Source organism: Microbacterium sp. CCNWLW41, assembly GCF_037083505.1.
This window is the reverse complement of the sequence record NZ_JBAOJP010000001.1, coordinates 1,124,373-1,141,750: the sequence shown is the minus strand read 5'-3', so window position 1 is coordinate 1,141,750 and position 17,378 is coordinate 1,124,373. Positions and strand designations below refer to the sequence as shown.

Below are 17,378 nucleotides of genomic sequence, written 5' to 3'. Positions count from 1 at the left end.
CGGCATCCGCGGATCCGAATACCGGACTTTCGGCCGCTTTCCGGATCAGCAGCGCACCGCCGCTCCGGAGAACGTCACGAACTCCGAATTCCGGATCGACGAGACCTCCTGCGGCCCGGATTCAGCGGGCGGCGAGGGAGGCCGCGAGGCGCTCGACGCCGAGGCGCGGGCTCGTGAGCACCGGCACGTCGACCGACACCGCCTCGGCCGCGGAGGCCATGGATGCCTGTGCCAGCACGATCACGTCGGCCTCGGCCGCGCCGCGCTCGATCGCCGCGGCGACCAGACGGTCGTGGGTCGCGCGGTCGCCGCCGGCGACGGCGGCGAAGGCGCCCTCGATCACCTCCGAGGTGAACTCCGGCTCCATCCCGGCGAGCCGGGCGCGCTCCTGGAGGAGTCCCAGGGTGGGACGGCACGTCGTGGGCAGGGTGGCGAGGACCCGGATGCGGCGACCGGCGCGCACCGCGGCATCCGCCATCGCCTCGTCGACGCGCAGCACCGGCACACCGGCCGCTGCCGCTGCGGGTGAGGCGAGCTCGGAGATCGAGGAGCAGGTGAACATGACGGCATCCGCTCCCCCAGCCGCCGCCGCACGCACGAGGTCGTCGATCCGTTCGGGGACGGATGCCGCACGCTCCTCGTCGCCGAGATCGGCGACGATGCGGTCGTCGAGGTAGTTCACGACCGTCGCGCCCGGCAGGAACTCGGCCGCCAGCGCCCCGAACGGAGCGATGTTGACGGCGCCGGTGTGCAGGAACGCGATGCGCGGTGCGGAGGTCATGCAGTCAGCCTTCCAGGATCTCAGCCCTTGAGGGCGCCGCCGGACATGCCGGCCATGATCTTCTTGTTGAGCGTGAGGAACAGGATGAGCAGCACGAGGATGTTGATGCTCACCGCCGCGAACAGCGGTCCGTACTGCGTCGATCCGTACTCGTCGCTGAGGCTCAGCAGTCCGACCTGGATCGTCGCGAGGTCCGGCCGCGTCGTGAACGTCAGCGCGATGAGCAGGTCGTTCCACACGCTGAAGAACTGGACCAGGCCGATCGTGAGGATCGCGTTCTTCATCATCGGGATGCCGATCACGAAGAACGACCGGAGCGGGCCCGAGCCGTCCACCGTCGCCGCCTCGAAGATCTCGCGGGGCACCGATCGGAAGTACGTCGCCATGAGGAACGTCGTCAGCGGCAGCCCCATGACGGTGTAGGTGATGATGAGCGGCCACAGCGTGTCGGTGATCCCGATGCGGAAGTACGTGATGAACAGCGGGACGAGGATCATCTGCCCCGGCACCATGATGCCGGCGAGGATGTAGAGCAGGACGCCGTTGCGGCCCTTCCAGATCATCACCTCGAGGGCGTACCCCGCCGCGACGCCGATGAAGACGATCAGCAGCACCGAAGGGATCGTGACCAGCACGCTGTTGAGCCAGTTGCGGGCGACGTTCCCATTGGTGAGAGCGGTGATGTAGTTGTCGAACTGCCACGTCTCGGGGAGCGAGAGGGCGGGGTTGGAGAGGAACTCGGACTGGGTCTTGAACGAGCCCAGCACCATCCAGACCTGCGGGTACAGCACCACGATCATCAGCACCGCCACGACGATCCACACCGGCAGGCGGCGCAGCGCGCGCAGCACGCCTCGGCGGGCGCGGTTCGGCGTCGGCCGTCGGACGGTGGGGGTGGCGACCGTGTATGCGGTCTCGGGCTGCGTCAGGGTCATGTCAGGCCTCCGCCTTGCGACGCGACGATCGGAAGATCGCGAGGGTGAACACCAGGCAGAGTGCGGTGAGGATGACGGCGATGGTGGAGCCGTAGCCGTACTCGGCGTACTCGAACGCGGTGCGGTACATGTACAGCGTCATCGGCGCGGTCGACGTGCCCGGGCCGCCGCCGTTGAGGGCGAGGAGGCTGTCGAACACCTTCAGCGTGGCGTTGAGGCTGAAGATGATCGAGGAGAGCAGGATGGGCAGCGACAGCGGCACCACGATGTGGCGGACCAGCTTGAGGCCGTTCGCGCCGTCGAGCCGTGCCGACTCGATGACCTCCTCGGGGATGTCGAGGAGCCCTGCGTACAGGAGCACGGCGTAGAAGCCCATCGAGCTCCACAGCGTCATCACGATGGCGGTGGTCATGGTGCCGACCGTCGAGGCCAGCACCTCGACGCTCTCACCGCCGAAGAAGTTGATGATGTCGTTGACCGGGCCCTGGTTCTCACCCACGGCCACGAAGCTGCGGAACAGCAGCGCCACGGCCACCGTGGGCAGGACGGTCGGGAAGAAGACCAGCGTGCGCACGAGGGTGGAGCCCTTGCGCAGGACGAAGACGTAGAGGAGGGCCAGCGCGTAGCCGAGCGCCACCTGCAGGGCGGTGGCGACCACCGCGAAGAAGATGCTGACCCACATCGACTGCAGCGCCGCCGGGTCGGTGAAGAACGTGGTGAAGTTCTGCAGTCCGACCCAGTCGAAGCCGCGCAGCGAGTTGCCCTCGAAGAACGACAGGCCGAGGGACCAGCCGACCGGCACCACCTTCAGCAGGGTGTACAGCACCAGGGCCGGTGCCAGCAGGATGAAGATCGTCTTCCGATCTCCGAAGATCGAGTTCATCTGCGAACTGCTTTCTGTGTGGAACCGGCTCCCCGAGCGACCGCCCGGGGAGCCGGTGCGGGAGGTCAGCCGTTGGCGTCGATGCTCGCCTGGAGCTCGGCCATGTAGTCCTCGGCGCTCATCTGCCCGGTCGTGAGCAGCGTCACGTTCGTCGATGCGAGCGAGTTGCTCTTCGAGTCCATGAGAGCCTCGAACCACAGTACGGTCTCGTCGATGCCCGCGATGCGCTCCTGCATCTCGGCGGTGTTGGCCGACAGGTCGGTGACCTCGCCGTTGACCTTGAAGCCCGAGATGACGCCCGCGTCCTGCAGCGCCTGCTGGCCGTAGTTCTCGGCGATGCAGCTCACCCAGTCGACCACCTTGGGGCCGAACTGCTCGGCGTTGATGATCATCGGGGCGCCGGCGTTCGCGGCGTACTGGTCGATCGAGCCGTTGCCGCCCTCGATCTCGGGGAACGGCATGAAGCCGACGTTCTCGCCGCCGATCTGGTTGCGCTCCGGGTCGTTGATGGCGCTCAGCAGCCACGATCCGTCGTACGTCATCGCGGCCTGGCCGGTGAGGAACATGTTCGACGAGGTGTCGCCGTCGCGGGTCGAGAAGCCCTCGCCGAAGTAGCCGGCCGCGGCGAAGTCCGCGAGTGCCTGCGCACCCTCGACGTACTCGGGCTCGGTGAGCTTCGCCTCGCCGTCGCGCACGGCGGCCATCGCCTCGGGGCCGACGTTGCGGAAGATGTACATGCCCATGATGCGCGTGAGCGGCCAGCCGTTCGCACCCGCCTCGGTCATCGGCACGACGCCGGCGTCGGCCAGGACGTCGGCCGCGTCGACCAGCTCGTCCCACGTCTGCGGCTCTTCGATGCCGTTGTCGGCGAGGATCTCCTTGTTGTAGAAGATCCCCTCGATGTTGTACTGGTACGGCATCGAGAACATGCCGCCGTACACCTGCTCGACGGTCGAGGCGGCGGCGGGGAGGACGTTGTCCCACGCGTCGGCGCCCTCGAGCGCGGCCTTCAGGTCGCCCACGAGGCCGGCGGCGTTGAGGTCGCCGTCAGGACGGATGAGCGCGGTGCCCGCGATCGTGTGAGCCGGGAGCGCGCCCTGGCTGGCCAGCAGGGTGACCTTCTGCACGGTGTCGGCCTGCGCGACCTTCTGGTGCTCGAGCGGGAGCGCCTCGTTCTCGGCCTCGCACGCGCCCTCCGAAAGGGCGGTCAGCTGCTCCTCGAGGACCGGGTTCTCATTGGCGGTCATGACGGTGAAGGTGTCGGGGTCGGTCCCCCCGGCGCCGCTGCCGCCCTCCGACGATCCGGAGTCGGCGTCGCCGCTGCCTCCGGCGCAGGCGGCCAGCGGCAGCACCGCTGCCAGTGCGATGCCGAGCACCGCGGTGCGGCGACGGTTGCTGCGTGTGTTCATAGCGTCCTCCTTGACGACGGCCATGCGGGTGAAAGGTACGACACGACAGTAGGGACGATTTCGATGTGTGTCAACAGTCAGTACTGAAATTCTATTCACTTTGAGACGATTCACCCGCTAGACTGCATTTCCATGCAGCGTTGCGAGAACTTTCAGCGCCGCCTAGTCTGACCCGCATCGGCCCGCGCTTGCCGCGATGCGGCGACGAGCACGAGACTGAGACGCCATTTCGGAAGGAACCGCCATGACCGCCACGACCGCGACCAGGGCCCACGCCCGGCTGCGACCCCTCGGCGCCGGGAGCGCACGGTGGGCGAGCGGCTTCTGGGGCGACGTCCACGATCGCACGCGCGACGTGACCATCCCGCAGATCTGGTCCTCCCTGAGCGATCCGGCCGTCAGCCCCGGCCTCGCGAACTTCCGCATCGCGGCCGGCCTCGAGTCCGGGGAGCACTCCGGCCCGCCGTTCATGGACGGCGACTTCTACAAGTGGCTCGAGGCCGCCGTCTCGCGCCTCGAGACGGACCCCGATCCCGAGCTCGCCGCCCGCATCGAGGAGATCGCCGCGCTCATCGCGTCGGTGCAGCGCGAGGACGGCTACCTCCACACCCCCACGGTCATCTCGTCCCGCAACCACGAGGACGTCATCGCCCTCGCCGACCGCTTCAACTTCGAGACGTACAACCTCGGCCACCTCATCACGGCCGGGGTGCGCCACTACGAGGTGACCGGGTCGACCACGCTGCTGGACGCCGCCCGCAAGGCGGCCTCGTTCCTCGAGGACCTCGCGACGAACAAGCCGCTCGAGCTCGCCCGCAGTGCGATCTGCCCGTCCCACTACATGGCGGTGGTCGACCTCTACCGGGCCACGGGCGACGAGCAGTACCTGCGGCTCTCCGAGGCGTTCATCCGCGTGCGCGACGACTTCGAGGGCGGCGACGACAACCAGGACCGCCTCCCGGTGCGCGAGCAGACCGTGGTCGCCGGGCATGCCGTTCGGGCGAACTACCTGTACGCGGGCCTGGCGGATCTGGTCGCCGAGACGGGCGACGACGAGCTCGAGGCTGTGCTCGAGCGACTGTGGCGCGACGTCGTCGACACGAAGCTCTACATCACGGGCGGTGCGGGCGCGCTCTACGACGGCGCCTCCCCCGACGGCTCGCCGTGGCAGAACCAGATCAGCCGCGTGCACCAGGCCTACGGCCGCGCCTACCAGCTTCCGCACACGACGGCGCACAACGAGTCGTGCGCGAACATCGGGCTGATCCTCTGGGGCGAGCGGATGCTGTCGCTCACGGCCGACGCGCAGTACGCCGACGTGATCGAGCAGGTGGCCTTCAACAGCCTGCTCTCCAGCATCAGCCTCGCCGGCTCGGAGTACTTCTACACGAACCCGCTGCGCCAGGTGCGGGACCTCCCCTACCCGCTGCGCCGGCCCGGCGACACCGCCATCCACCCCACGCCGCCCCCGCCGCCGTCGGACGAGCGCCTGCGCGAGCCCTACCTGTCGTGCTTCTGCTGCCCTCCGAACATCGCGCGCACCCTCGCCCGCTTCCACGAGCGCGCCGCGTCGCTCGGTGACGACGGCCTGTACGTCCACCTCTACGGCGGCGGTGTCGTCGATGTCACGACCGGCGACGGGCGCCGCCTGGCGCTGCGGGAGGACAGCGACTACCCCTGGTCGGAGCGGCTGACGTTCACGGTGACGGATGCCGCGGCCGGCGGCATCCCGCTCCGCCTGCGCATCCCCGGCTGGTCATCGGGCGCGACGCTCAGCGTGAACGGCGAACAGGTCACCGTGTCGGACCCCGGCACCTACACGCCCGTCGAGCGCGTCTGGCAGAAGGGCGACGTCGTCGAGCTGACCCTGCCGATGCCGGTGCGGGTGCTGCGCGCCCACCGGCTGGCGGAGGAGGCCACGAACCAGGTGGCGGTGCGGCGCGGACCCGTCGTGTACTGCGTCGAGTCCGCCGACCTCCCCGAGGGCGTCGTCCTCGAGCAGGTGGCCCTGCGCCGCGGGGCGACGTTCGAGCCGGTCGAGACCGAGATCACGGGTCGGCGCGTCGTCGCGCTCGACACCGAGGCCGTCATCCTTCCGGGCTCCGACGACGACGCCCTGTACGACGACCTCGCCGACACCGCCCTGCAGCAGGCGACGGTGCGACTCATCCCGTACTACGCGTGGGGCAACCGCGGCGCCGGCGAGATGTCGGTCTGGCTCCCGCTGGTCTGGTGACGCGCATGAACTCCCAGCACCCCGTCGGGGCGTCCGTCGTCGCGACGTACGTCATCGAGACCTCCCTCCCGCTCCAGCACGCGGCCGAAGTGCTCGCGGGCGAGCAGTCCACGGGCACCTTCGTGCGCGTGGAGCGCGAGTCCGACGACCTGCGCGCCCGGTTCGCCGCCCAGGTCGTCGGCATCGAGGAGCTGCCGCTCACCGGCGCCTCCCCCCTTCCCGGCGCGGTCGGCGATCCGGCGCTGCGCCGGCGGGCGCGGCTGCGGCTGCGGTTCCCGCTCGACAACTTCGGGCCGTCGCTGCCGAACCTCCTCGCGGCCGTCGCGGGCAACCTGTTCGAGATCAAGGAGCTGGCGGCGATCCGCCTGGTCGACCTCGAGCTGCCGCAGGCCTTCGCGGAGCGCTACCCCGGCCCGGCGTTCGGCGTCGAGGGCACCCGGCGGCTCGTCGGCCGCCCCGAGGGCGCGATGATCGGCACGATCGTGAAGCCCAGCATCGGTCTGGCCCCGGCGGAGCTCGCCGAGGTCGTGGCGGAGCTCGCCGAGTCGGGCATCGACTTCATCAAGGACGACGAGCTGCAGGGCAACGGCCCGAGCGCCCCGCTGGCCGAGCGCGTCGCCGCGGTCATGCCCGTGCTGGAGCGCTACGCCGACCGCCACGGCCGCAAGCCCATGTACGCGTTCAACATCACCGATGACATCGGCCGCCTCGAGGCCAATCACGACCTCGTCGTTGCCGCCGGGGGCACGTGCGTGATGGCGTGCATCAACCTCATCGGCCTTCCGGGACTGGAGTTCCTGCGCCGCCACAGCGGCGTGCCGATCCACGGGCACCGGGCCATGTTCGGCGCCTTCGGACGCTCGGAGCAGGTCGGGATAGGGTTCCGTGCATGGCAGAAGCTCGCGCGCCTGGCCGGCGCCGACCACCTGCACACCAACGGCATCAGCAACAAGTTCTACGAGACGGACGACCAGGTGCTCGACTCGATCGCCGCCGTGCGTGAGCCCCTCCTGGGGCTCACCCCGACGGTGCCCGTGCTGTCGTCGGGGCAGTGGGGCGGACTCGCGCACGCGACGTACGCCGCGGTGGGCACCACCGACCTCCTCGTGCTCGCCGGCGGCGGCATCCACGGTCATCCCGACGGCGCGGCCGCCGGCGTCGCGAGCATGCGCGATGCGTGGGCGTCGGCCGCACGCGGCGAGAGCGCCGACGACGCGTACGAGAGCTCCCCCGCGCTGCGCCGCGCCGCGGAGCTCTTCGGGCCCGTCCGTGCCTAGAGCCCGCGTCGCCTTCTACGGCGACGACTTCACCGGCAGCGTCGACGCGCTGCTGCAGTTCGCGCGGCGCGGCTGGACCGGTCGCCTGTTCACGCGGCTGCCGGATGCCGCGACCCTGCGCGCGGCGGCGGGCGACGTCGACGTGATCGGCGTGGCCGGCATCTCGCGCTCCCTTGCGCCGGCGGAGATGGACGACGAGCTCCGGCCCGTGTTCGCGGCGTTCGCCGAGCTCGAGCCGGACGTCGTGCAGTACAAGGCGTGCTCGACCGCGGACTCGGCGCCGCACGTCGGCAGCCTCGGCCGGGTGATCGAGCTCGCCCGAGAGGCATTCGGCGAGCGCCCGGTGCCGATGCTGTTCGCCCAGCCCGACTTCGGGCGCTACACCCTGTTCGGCCAGCACTTCGCGGCGGAGCGCGGCGTCGTCTATCGGCTCGACCGGCAGCCCACGATGTCGCAGCACCCCTCGACGCCGATGACGGAGGCCGACCTCGCCGCGCACATCGGGCGGCAGACGGACCTTCCGGTCGGCTCGATCCCGCTGGTCGCGTACGGCGACCTGGATGCGCTCCTGCGGCGGACGCCCGCCGCGGCCGTCGTCCTCGACGCCCTCACCGACGAGCACCTCGTCACGATCGGCGCGGCGCTCGGCACGCTGCCCGCGCCGGTGTTCGCGATCGGCTCGGGCGGGCTCTCGCACGGCGTCGCGGCGGCCGCCCCCGGCGATGCGCCGGAGCTTGAAGCGTCGTCGACGGCCTCGGGGCCGGTCCTCGTCGTGTCGGGCAGCCGCTCGGCGCAGACGCGCCGGCAGGCGGATGCCGCAGCCGCCGCGGGGTGGCTCGTGCGGCCTCTCCCCCTCGACGCTGCAGGCGTCGCCACAGCGCTGCCCGAGATCCTCCGGGCACTCGGCTCCGGCCGTGGCGTCGTGCTGACCTCCGACGACGCCGACACGGACGCCGCGGGGGGAGCGCCGCTGCTGCCGGCGATCGCGGAGGCCGCGGCATCCGTCATCTCGGCCGTCGCGCACGACGGCGCGTCCCGTCGCGTGATCGTGTGCGGCGGCGACACGTCGAGCCGCGTGACGCGCCTGCTCGGCGTCGAGTCCCTGTCGATCGCCGCGAACCCCTGGGGGAACGTCGTGCTGCTGCGCGCCCACGCCGGGGAGCCCGCGATCGACGGGCTCGAGCTGCTGCTCAAGGGCGGCCAGGTCGGGTCGGACTCGCTCTTCATCGACGTGGCGGCGCTCGGCCGCCGATAGCACGCCGGACCCGAGGCGGAGGGGTCGCGGACGGTAGCCGTATCGGAATGCCGGACGGTCTGTCATGCTTTCTCCCACCGCGATTGGAAGCTGTCGTGAAGCCGTCACAAGAGGTTTCTCCGCTAGCGCCCCTAGGGCCCTACCGACGCACGGTCGCGGGGGTGCTCGGCGGTCTGGTCGGGCTCGTCGCCCTCAGCGTGATCGCGGGCCTGCTGGCGGTCGCTCCGATCACGCCGGTGCTCGCGCTCTCGGGGCACGCGGCCAGCCGGGCGGTGTCGCTCTTCGACGGCATGCCGAGCTACCTCGCCATCGACCGGCTCATGCTGCCGACCACGATCTACGCCCGCGATCCCCAGAGCGGGAAGGACGTGGAGCTGACCTCGTTCTACGACCAGAACCGCGTTCCGGTCCGCTTCGACGAGGTCGCACCCGTCATGTACGACGCGATCCTGGCGTCGGAGGATCCCAGGTTCTACGAGCACGGCGGCATCGATCTGATCGGCACCACCCGCGCGCTGATCAGGAACGCCCAGGGCGGCAGCATCCAGGGCGGATCATCGATCAGCCAGCAGTACGTCAAGAACGTCCTCGTGCAGCGGTGCGAGCGCGACGCGGTCGCCACCGACCGGCAGACCCGCGACGAGGTGCTGCGGACGTGCTGGCTCGACGCCACGCGGGCCAGCGGAGTCGAGGGCTACGAGCGCAAGCTCCAGGAGATCCGCTACGCCGTCCAGCTCGAGCAGGAGTACTCCAAGAACGACATCCTGCTCGGCTACCTCAACATCGCGAACTTCGGCGGCACGACGTACGGCATCGAGGCCGCGGCCCGCTACTACTTCAGCACCACGGCGGCGCGGCTCCCGCTCGGTCAGGCGGCGACCCTCGCCGGCATCGTGCAGAACCCGAACACGTTCCGCATCGACCGGCCGGGGGGCTCGATCATCGGGTCCGACGGCACCACATACAACAAGGCCGCCGACGGCGCGATCGCCGACGTCACCCCCGGCACGCTCGCGGGCTTGGACTCGCTGCTGGCGGCGGGGACGATCACGCCGGAGCAGCACCTCGCGGCCGGTGACGCCTACAGCGCGACCAAGGGGCGGCAGCTCTACGTGCTCGACCGGATGCGCGAGGACGGCCGCATCACCGACGAGCAGTACGTCGCCGCCGCGATCGAGCCGATCGCGCCCGCGGTCCAGCCCGCACTCACCGGGTGCGCGGCGACGTCGGCGCCCTTCTTCTGCCAGTACGTCGTCAACACGCTGCGCTTCGACCCCGACTATGCGGAGGCGTTCGGCGAGACGGCGCTGCAGCGCCAGCAGTCGCTCACCCGCGAAGGACTCCACATCTACACGACGCTGGACTGGCAGCTGCAGAACGCGTCTCAGGACGCGATGCGCCGGTACGCGCCGGAGGCGGTGCCGGGCATGGCGTTCGGCGCCGCATCGGTCAGCATCGACGCGCCCTCCGGCCGGATCCTCGCTATCAGCCAGAACAACCGGTTCACCGAGGACGCGGACCTGGCCGCGACCGATCCGGTCTACACATCCCTCGTGTACGCCGGTGACGCGGTGCACGGCGTCTCGGACGGCTTCCCGACCGGGTCGACGTTCAAGCTCTTCACCCTCGTCGACTGGCTCGAGCAGGGCCACTCGCTGTTCGAGCCCGTCAACGGCACGCTGCGCGCGATCCCGCGCCTCCGGGACCGCTGCGAAGGCACCTGGATCAACCGCGAGAACCACGTCGTGCGCAACTTCGGCGGCGTGCGCGGCTACACCGGGACCCCGATGCAGTTCACGGCGCAGTCGCTGAACAGCGGCTTCCTCGGCATGGCCGAGAAGCTCGACCTCTGCGACATCGAGCAGGTCGCCGCACGGATGGGCGTCACCCGCGGCACCGGCGACCCGGTGGATCTCGACGGCGCCGCGTCGATCATCGGGACCAACAACATCGCGCCGGTCGCGCTGGCGGGCGCCTTCGCCACGGTGGCCAACAACGGCGTCTACTGCGTCCCGCGGGTCATCGAACGGGTGGTCAACGCCGAGGGCACCGAGCTGCCCGTGCCCGGCGACCGCTGCTCGCAGGCCATCAGCCCGGAGGTGGCGGCGGCGACGGCGTTCGCGCTGCAGGGCGTGATGGTGCCCGGCGGGACCGGTTCGGGCGGAAACCCCAACGACGGCACGCCACTGCTGGGCAAGACGGGCACGCACGAGCAGATCCAGACGTGGCTCGTCGAGTCCAGCACCCGCGTCACGACCGCGGTCTGGGTCGGCAACGCGATCGGGGAGGGCGACGTGTTCCGGGTGTGGCACGACGGACGCCCGCTGTCGCAGGCCCGCCTGCCCCTCGCGCGCGACATCCAGGCCACCGCGAATCAGCTGTATCCGGGTGCCGGCTTCGCCCCGCCGCCCGGGCAGCTGATCGGACGGCCGCCGGCGCGGGGCGGGGGCGGGGACGACTGACCGCGGACGGTCACGCGCCGATCCGGCCGAGGACGCCGCCGGCGCCTGGGAGCCGGCGGCTCACCGCGCGTGGAGCCGCACGCTCCAGGACGTGCGCTCGCGCGGGACGCGATACCGCGCCGGCAGCGCGGGACCCACGGATGCCGAGCCGAGGCCCTGCTGCGCGTGATCGATGTTGAGCCACACCCGTCCCGAGTCCACGAGCTGGTGCGGCTTGTCCGCGCGCTGCAGTGCGTGCGAGTCCCAGCGGCGGGCGGTGAAGTCGAACTGCGGCCGTCCGGTCACCACGAGCGACGGCATCCCGTCCCCGCCGATCTCGAGCCAGCGGGTCTGCACGTGGTTGCCGTTCTCCTGCGGCACGGGGTACGGCACCTGCAGGTCGTCGATGCTGCGGGAGTGACGGCCGACGCGCGAGCCCTCGAACGAATCCGCGTAGGTCTCACCCGGCCCCCTCCCGAACCACGTCGCGCGCTGCGCCTCGGGGGGCAGAGCGAACAGGAGCCCCAGCCGCGGCACCGGGATGTCGCGGTGCATGTAGGGGGTGTCCGCCCACGGACCGACGAAGTCGACGTCGGCCGTGAGCACCAGGGCGTCGCCCTCCGCTGCCCACGTCATCGTCCATTCGACGCCGTGCGGGTGCGTGCGCGGCGCCGTGCGCCCCCGCACCTGCAGTCGGCCGTCGGCGGCGACGACCTCGTCCACGCGGTGCAGCAGCCGGTGCAGCTGCGTCTTGCGCCACACCGCGGCCAGGTTGTTGAGCTCGCCCTGGCCATGGTCGTTCTCGGTCGGCGCGCGATGCAGGTCGAGGACCGGGCCGTCGATGTCGAGGTCGCCGAGCCGCGTCAGCCGCCCCGTCGTCGCGTCGAAGACGCCGGCCCCGACCTCGACCAGCCCCGCGGTCGCGCGGGAGGGACCACGCCGGGGACGGTCGGCGGCGGCAGCGGTCGACGCCGAATCGGCGTGATCGGTCGACGCCGGGCCGGCGTGGGGCTCCTCCGCGTCGAGCACCCGCTGACCCCACGCGACGACGTGGCCGGCCGGCGCCCACAGCTCGTCTGCGGCGAGCGCGGCCTCGACCGTCAGGACGACGTCGGCGACGGATGCCCCGCCCGCCGCCGCGCTCCGCTCCGGCGGTCGGGGCGCGCGGCCTGAGGCATCCGGAATCGCGATCTCGACGGCCTCGCCGGCCGCCACGAACGGGACGGGCAGCTCCCCCGCCGCGGCGACGACGCCGTCGGCCTCGACGCTCCAGCGGAAGACGAGGTCCGAGGTGTCGACCGCGTGACGCCGGTTGAGGAGGCTCACCGAGCGCTCCCCCACCCGGATCTCGACGGGTTCGTGGGCCTTGGCCAGCTCGACGAGGCCCGGCGTGGGCGTGCGGTCGCTGAACACCAGCCCGTGCAGGCTGAAGCGGCCGCCTCGCGGCTCGTAGTCCACGTCGTCGCCGTGCATCACGAACGGGATGCCGTCATCGGTCGTCGCGTGGAACCCGTGGTCGATCCACTCCCACACGAACGCACCGCACAGGCGGTCGTGCGCACGGATGATCCGCCAGTAGTCCTGCAGCGACCCGGGTCCGTTCCCCATCGCGTGCGCGTACTCGACGAGGAGGAACGGCAGCCTCCGGCGCCGCGCCTCGTCCGCCTCCGTGACGCCGTCAGGGAGCGGGGACGCCGCACCCTGCTCCCCCAGCACCATCCCGTGCATGCTGAGCCGTCCGCCGCGCGGCTCCTCGCGCCGCCCGATCTGCTCGAGAAGCTCCAGCGACGGGTACATCAGCGAGTAGAGGTCCGAGTCGCGGTAGCTCGGGTCCCGCTCGTACAGCACCGGACGCGACGGATCCCGCTCGTCGAGCCAGCGCCGCATGTCGGCGAAGGCGGCGCCGGTCATGCTCTCGTTCGCCAGCGACCACACCACCACGCTGGGACGGTTCTTGTCGCGCTCGACGGTCCGCCGGAGGCGGTCCATGAGCGCCTCACGCCACTCGGGGAGCGCGGGCGGGTTGCGGGCCCACCCCTCGTAGATGAAGCCGTGCGTCTCGAGGTCGACCTCGACGACGACCCACAGCCCGTATTCGTCGCACAGCCGGAGGAACTCCGGGTGCGGCGGGTAGTGGCTGGTGCGGACCGCGTCGATGTTCGCCCGCTTCATCATGACGATGTCCTGGACCATCGCATCGCGGTCCAGCGCGCGGCCGGTGAGAGGGTGATGCTCGTGCCGGTTCACACCGCGGAACGTCACCGGACGCCCGTTGGCGGTGAGGACGCCGTCGACGATCTCGACGCGCCGGAATCCGATGGCGAGCCCGACCGTCTCGCCGGCCGAGCGGAGCGTGCCGCGATACAGCCGGGGGCGGTCCGCGCTCCACGGCTCGACGGCGACGGTCGCGGTCTCACCGGCCGGCATGCGGATGCCGAGCTCGGGGATCTCGACCACCGCCGCGGTCGTGGCATCCACCCGCAGCGTGCCGAGGCCTGTCGACGCGTCGTAGTCGGCGTGCACGAAGTGGTCGTCGATCGCGTCATCGGGACGAGAGAGGAGCTCGACGTCGCGGAAGATGCCGGGCAGCCACCACATGTCCTGGTCTTCCAGGTACGTGCCCGCCGACCAGCGATGAACTCGCACGCACAGCACGTTGCGTCCCGCGCGCACCGGCGCCTCGAACTCGAACGGCAGACGGCTGCCGGTCGACCACCCCAGCTCCCGGCCGTTGAGCCACACCTTCGCGCACGAGTCCACGCCCTGGAACCGCAGCACCGCGCGGCCGAAGTGCTCGGGCACGTCGAACGTCACGCGGTAGTCGCCCGTCGGGTTCTCGGCCGGCATGCGCGGCGGATCGAGCGGGATGGGATAAGCCGTGTTCGTGTAGAGCGGTCCCTCCTCGGTGCCGAGCATGCGACGGGCGGGTCCGCCCGCGAGCGGCGTGAACTCCTCGAGCACCCAGTGGGCGGGGACCCGCATGCCGTCCCAGGCCGAGTCGTCGAAGTCCGTGTCGAGGAAGGCGTCGCCGGTGCCCTCGGCCGTGGGCGAGAGCCGGAAGCGCCACGTCCCGTTCAGGCGGAGCACGCGCGCGTCGGTCAGGGCATCGGCGCGGGGCCGGCGCCTGCCCGACCCGGGTGCCGTACTCTCCCAGTACCGCTCCCCGACGTCGGCACCCGTCGCCGCGTCGTGACCGCCGGAGACAGCCGTCGAAGATCCGCTATTCTGCATGTGCATCGGAGCTTGCATATCCATTCTTTCATGAATGTGATTGCAGTCTAGTCCAGCAAGGAGTTCCCATGGCAAGGACGGCGGCCCCGTCGACGCTTCCGCGCGCCCATGTGCCCGACGCCGTCATACGCGCCGTGACGGATGCCTCACGCATCCGCCGGCGCGCCATCGACCGCGTCGCCTACGCGAGCGACGCCTCGCACTTCCTCCTCACACCGCAGGCCGTCCTCATCGCCGCCGACGCCGCCGAGGTGGGCGCCGTCATGCGCGCGGCGAGCGCGAGCGGCTCGCGGCTGACCTTCCGTTCCGGCGGCACCAGCCTCTCGGGGCAGGCCTCGACGGACGGGCTCCTCGTCGACGTGCGGCAGCGCTTCCGGCGGATCGACGTGCTCGACGACGGCCGGCGCGTGCGGGTGCAGCCGGGCGCGACGGTGCGCCAGGTCAACGCGCGCCTCGCGCGCCACGGCCACCGGCTCGGGCCCGACCCGGCCAGCGAGCTGGCGTGCACGATCGGCGGGGTGGTCAACAACAACTCCAGCGGCATGGCGTGCGGCATCACCGAGAACACCTACCGCACGCTCGAGTCCCTCGTCTTCGTCCTGCCTTCGGGAACGGTGGTCGACTCCGCCGCCGCCGACGCCGACACCGCGCTGCGCGCGGCGGAGCCCGCGCTCGTCGACGGGCTGCTCCGGCTGCGGGAGCGCGTGGTGTCGAACCCGCGCTCGGTCGAGATCATCCGCAGGCAGTTCGCGATGAAGAACACGATGGGATACGGCGTCAACGCCTTCCTCGACTTCGAGACCCCCGCGCAGCTGCTCGCCCACCTCGTCGTGGGCAGCGAGGGGACGCTCGCGTTCGTCGCCGAGGCGACGTACCGCACGGTGCCGCTGCGCCCGCAGATCGCGACGGCCCTGACCGTGTTCCCCGATCTCGACGCGGCCACGCGCGCCCTCCCCGACCTCGTCGCCACCGGGGCCGTGACCCTCGAGCTGATGGATGCCACCTCCCTGCGCGTCGGCCAGTCGCTCGCGGGTGCCCCCCGGCAGATCCAGGGACTCTCCGTCCGCGACCAGGCCGCACTGCTGATCGAGTATCAGGCGGATGACGGCGAGGAGCTCGCCGACCTCGTCGCCCGCGGCGGGCGGGCGCTCGCGGCGCAGCCGCTCGAGGCCGCGGCCGCCTTCTCGTCCGACGCCGCGGAGCGCACGGCCGCCTGGAAGCTCCGCAAGGGCCTGTACGCCTCGGTGGCCGGCGCCCGGCCGAGCGGGACCACGGCACTCCTGGAGGACGTGGTGGTGCCCGTCGAGCGCCTCGCCGCCGCATGCGAGAGCCTGCAGACGCTCTTCGACCGCTACGACTACCGCGACAGCGTCATCTTCGGGCACGCGAAGGACGGCAACATCCACTTCCTCCTCACCGACCGCTTCGAGTCGTCCGAGCAGCTGTCGCGCTACACCGCCTTCACCGAGGACATGGTCGACCTCGTGCTCGAGGCGGGCGGCAACCTCAAGGCAGAGCACGGCACCGGGCGCGTGATGGCGCCGTACGTGCGGCGGCAGTACGGCGACGAGCTGTACGAGGTCATGCGCGAGCTGAAGCGGCTGTGCGACCCGGCCGGCATCCTCAACCCGGGTGTCATCATCGACGACGACCCCGACGCGCACCTGAAGAACATCAAGCTGGCCGATCCGATCGAGCCCGAGGCCGATCGCTGCGTCGAGTGCGGCTACTGCGAGCCGGTGTGTCCGAGCAAGGACCTGACGCTCACCCCGCGCCAGCGGATCGTCACGCGGCGAGCTATCGCCCGAGCCGAGGCATCCGGCGACGACGCCCTCGTGCGGGAGCTGGAACGCGACTACGACTACGCGGGGGTCGACACCTGCGCGGTGGACGGCATGTGCCAGACTGCGTGCCCCGTGCTCATCAACACGGGATCGCTCGTCAAGCGGCTGCGGCGGGAGAACGCCGGGCGCGTCGCGAGCACGGCATGGTCGGGCGCCGCCCGCTCCTGGGGCGCAGCCACGCGGGCCGCGAGCGCGGGCCTGACCCTCGCGGACAGGCTCCCCGGCGGACTGGTCACCGCGGCCACCGACGTCGCGCGCGCTGTGCTCGGCGCCGACGCCGTTCCGCGGTACACCGACGACCTGCCGCCGGGCGGCTCGCCCCGCTCCCGGCTCGGGTCCTCGATCGGCGCGCCGGACGCGGCCCCGGTCGCGGTCTTCCTCCCGGCCTGCGTCAACACCATGTTCGGGCCGGCCGGGGACGGCATCGGCGTGACCGAGGCCTTCCGTCGCCTCGCGGAACGCGCCGGCGTGCGGCTGGTGGTGCCCGACCGCGTCGACTCGTTGTGCTGCAGCACTCCGTGGACCTCGAAGGGCTACGCCGGCGGTCGCGCGGTGATCGCCGAGCGCGTGGTGACGGAGCTCGCTGCGACCTCCCGGGACGGCGAGCTGACGATCGTGACGGATGCCTCCAGCTGCACCGAGGGCTTCGTGCACCTGCTCGCCGACGCGGGCGTCGCGGGCGTCGTGGAGGACGCCGTGTCGTTCACCGAGCGGGTGCTGCTCCCGCGCCTGGGCCCGGTGACGCCGCGGGTCGGGACGCTGGCGCTTCATCCGACCTGCTCCTCGGCGCAGCTCGGCCTCGACCCGTCGCTGCGCCGGGTGGCCGAGGCCGTGGCCGCCGAGGTCGTCGTCCCCGACGCGTGGGGGTGCTGCGGGTTCGCGGGCGACCGCGGGATGGTGCACCCCGAGCTCACCGCGTCGGCCACCGCCGCCGAGGCCGCCGAAGTGCGCGCGCTGGGCGCCGACGCGCACGCGTCGTGCAACCGCACGTGCGAGCTGGGCCTCACGCGCGCGACCGGAGCGGACTACCGGCACGTGCTCGAACTGCTCGAGGAGGCCACCCGCCCGACGGCGGGATGACGAGGC

10 protein-coding genes are annotated in these 17,378 nt (G+C 71.4%); 5 read left to right on the top strand and 5 right to left on the bottom strand.

Annotation, left to right across the window (positions count from 1 at the left end; all coding sequences use genetic code 11):
• Positions 1-121: 121 nt before the first annotated feature.
• The 4 genes from V6R91_RS05030 to V6R91_RS05015 all read right to left on the bottom strand — a co-directional run bounded on the left by V6R91_RS05030 (position 122) and on the right by V6R91_RS05015 (position 4,008).
• Positions 122-781: an aspartate/glutamate racemase family protein gene (locus V6R91_RS05030; protein ID WP_336394485.1), complete on the bottom strand. Its 660-nt coding sequence runs from the start codon at positions 779-781 to the stop codon at positions 122-124.
• A 20-nt stretch (positions 782-801) separates the two neighbouring features.
• The gene (locus V6R91_RS05025; RefSeq protein ID WP_336394484.1) at positions 802-1,716 is read right to left on the bottom strand and encodes a carbohydrate ABC transporter permease; all 915 of its coding nucleotides are present in this window, start codon (positions 1,714-1,716) and stop codon (positions 802-804) included.
• Position 1,717: 1 nt separating this feature from the next.
• Positions 1,718-2,599 (bottom strand): carbohydrate ABC transporter permease, encoded by an 882-nt coding sequence (locus V6R91_RS05020; RefSeq protein WP_336394483.1) that lies wholly within the window; start codon positions 2,597-2,599, stop codon positions 1,718-1,720.
• A 65-nt stretch (positions 2,600-2,664) separates the two neighbouring features.
• Positions 2,665-4,008, bottom strand: a complete 1,344-nt coding sequence (locus tag V6R91_RS05015) for an ABC transporter substrate-binding protein (RefSeq protein WP_336394482.1) — start codon at positions 4,006-4,008, stop codon at positions 2,665-2,667.
• 244 nt (positions 4,009-4,252) lie between these two features.
• Between V6R91_RS05015 and V6R91_RS05010 the strand changes: the two genes are divergently transcribed.
• From V6R91_RS05010 to V6R91_RS04995, 4 genes are all read left to right on the top strand, one after another.
• A complete protein-coding gene (locus V6R91_RS05010) occupies positions 4,253-6,244 on the top strand; it encodes a glycoside hydrolase family 127 protein (protein WP_336394481.1) in 1,992 nt (663 codons plus the stop codon).
• A gap of 5 nt (positions 6,245-6,249) precedes the next feature.
• Positions 6,250-7,521 (top strand): RuBisCO large subunit C-terminal-like domain-containing protein, encoded by a 1,272-nt coding sequence (locus tag V6R91_RS05005; RefSeq protein WP_336394480.1) that lies wholly within the window; start codon positions 6,250-6,252, stop codon positions 7,519-7,521.
• Positions 7,514-8,776: a four-carbon acid sugar kinase family protein gene (locus V6R91_RS05000; RefSeq protein ID WP_336394479.1), complete on the top strand. Its 1,263-nt coding sequence runs from the start codon at positions 7,514-7,516 to the stop codon at positions 8,774-8,776. Before V6R91_RS05005 ends, V6R91_RS05000 begins: the two co-directional genes overlap by 8 nt.
• Positions 8,777-8,937: 161 nt before the next feature.
• A complete protein-coding gene (locus tag V6R91_RS04995) occupies positions 8,938-11,238 on the top strand; it encodes a transglycosylase domain-containing protein (protein ID WP_336394478.1) in 2,301 nt (766 codons plus the stop codon).
• Between the two features lie 60 nt (positions 11,239-11,298).
• On the opposite strand, the gene V6R91_RS04990 is transcribed toward V6R91_RS04995, so the two are convergent.
• The gene (locus V6R91_RS04990) at positions 11,299-14,454 is read right to left on the bottom strand and encodes a glycoside hydrolase family 2 TIM barrel-domain containing protein (RefSeq protein ID WP_336394477.1); all 3,156 of its coding nucleotides are present in this window, start codon (positions 14,452-14,454) and stop codon (positions 11,299-11,301) included.
• Between the two features lie 62 nt (positions 14,455-14,516).
• Here V6R91_RS04990 and V6R91_RS04985 point away from each other — a divergent pair, with 62 nt between their 5' ends.
• Positions 14,517-17,372 carry an FAD-binding and (Fe-S)-binding domain-containing protein gene (locus V6R91_RS04985; RefSeq protein WP_336394476.1) on the top strand — a complete coding sequence of 952 codons (2,856 nt, stop codon included), beginning with the start codon at positions 14,517-14,519 and terminating at the stop codon, positions 17,370-17,372.
• The last annotated feature ends 6 nt before the right edge of the window (positions 17,373-17,378 follow it).

Bases quoted from the DNA above. Each gene is read 5' to 3' on its own strand.
- V6R91_RS05005 (WP_336394480.1), top strand. From the start codon at position 6,250: ATGAACTCCCAGCACCCCGTCGGGGCGTCCGTCGTCGCGACGTACGTC.
- V6R91_RS05025 (WP_336394484.1), bottom strand. From the start codon at position 1,716: ATGACCCTGACGCAGCCCGAGACCGCATACACGGTCGCCACCCCCACC.
- V6R91_RS05015 (WP_336394482.1), bottom strand. From the start codon at position 4,008: ATGAACACACGCAGCAACCGTCGCCGCACCGCGGTGCTCGGCATCGCA.
- V6R91_RS05010 (WP_336394481.1), top strand. From the start codon at position 4,253: ATGACCGCCACGACCGCGACCAGGGCCCACGCCCGGCTGCGACCCCTC.
- V6R91_RS05030 (WP_336394485.1), bottom strand. From the start codon at position 781: ATGACCTCCGCACCGCGCATCGCGTTCCTGCACACCGGCGCCGTCAAC.
- V6R91_RS04985 (WP_336394476.1), top strand. From the start codon at position 14,517: ATGGCAAGGACGGCGGCCCCGTCGACGCTTCCGCGCGCCCATGTGCCC.
- V6R91_RS04990 (WP_336394477.1), bottom strand. From the start codon at position 14,454: ATGCACATGCAGAATAGCGGATCTTCGACGGCTGTCTCCGGCGGTCAC.
- V6R91_RS05020 (WP_336394483.1), bottom strand. From the start codon at position 2,599: ATGAACTCGATCTTCGGAGATCGGAAGACGATCTTCATCCTGCTGGCA.